A 1,229-nucleotide genomic window follows, 5' to 3' on the forward strand; every position below is an offset into this window, starting at 1 on the left:
CTGACCCATTGCGGGTTCCAGTATTTGGGTCAGCACCCGCGCCGAGGCCGGGTTGTCCTGAAACACGCTGGCGAACATATTGGCGTTCTCAAGCGGATTGGCACCGACCAGGGCCTCAACAGCCATCGAGGCAATGCCCGTGTTCCAATAGACAGGCGCAACCCAATAGCCAACCTCGGACTGGTTGCGATCGAGCCGCTGCAAAGAGATCAGGCCGATCAGCTCGGGCCCGCCGTCTTTGGTGGCGTCCATCGCCCAGACGTCCTCATCCCGGTCTTCCGCCATCGAGCGGGTCACAAAGGCCTCGATCGAGCCCGGCGGCAGCGGGTGTGGGATCGACGTGGTCATCCTCGCCACACGCTCATCGCCTGCATAGTGTTCGATAAGCCCCATATCCGACCGACGCAGAGGGCGCAGGTCGAACCGCTCGGTTTCGATGACCGGCTGATTTATGATTGCTTCAAGTTTCATGAGTGCGTTCCTCCTCCGAACAACACAAAAAGTACGGACGCAACAGTCAGACTGGCGAGCGTCCACATCAGATATTTTTCCGCAGGCCGACCTTCAACCACATGGGCGATCCGGTCTCCTGCAAATGTCCAGATCGGGTGCAAAACGATCTGGCAGAACAACAAACAAAGAGCGATCGTGAGCGTCGCCTCAAAACTGGACGTCCCCGCCGCAACAAACCCCGTGAAACCTGCAATGATCATCGCCCAGGCCTTGGGGTTCAGCGGATGCACGATGAGCCCAGACAAAAAGCCCGGCGCGTTCCCTTCCGCCGCTGCACGAGACAGCCTTAGATTGGCGATCTTCCAGGCCAGCCAGCAAATATAGGCGGCAGAAGCGTATTTCAGCACCTCAAACGCCAGTGGAGCCTGATCGGCAACCTGCATCAGGCCAAAGCCTACGGGCCAGATGATCAGCTGCTTGCCCAACACGACCCCGGCCACAAAAGGCAACGCGGCGCGAAAGCCATAACGCGCACCTGTTCCCATCAGGACCATGTTGGCCGGTCCCGGCGTGCCGACCTGTGAGGCGGCAAAGATAAGAAAGCTGGTGGTTGCGACGGGCATTGCTGTTCTGGATCACGACTGCGTTAAAACGAAAAAGGGACCGGCATTTTCTGCCGGTCCCCCATGAATTTTTTATTAAACCTTCTGGGTTTCGGCTTACTCTGCGGCCTCCGGCACTGGCAGGACCGAAATGAAGGTGCGGTTTTTCAGTCC

At 58.3% G+C, this 1,229-nt stretch carries 2 protein-coding genes; both read right to left on the minus strand.

Features of this window, described 5'->3' with window-relative positions:
- The coding region (locus ACR0E6_RS21320; RefSeq protein ID WP_480587062.1) for a GNAT family N-acetyltransferase at window positions 1–471 on the minus strand (471 nt) is incomplete at its 3' end.
- A complete protein-coding gene (locus ACR0E6_RS21325) occupies window positions 468–1,076 on the minus strand; it encodes a LysE family translocator (RefSeq protein ID WP_170373740.1) in 609 nt (202 codons plus the stop codon). The genes ACR0E6_RS21320 and ACR0E6_RS21325, both read right to left, overlap by 4 nt.
- Window positions 1,077–1,229 lie beyond the last annotated feature (153 nt).

Source organism: Ruegeria sp. AP12, assembly GCF_056540025.1.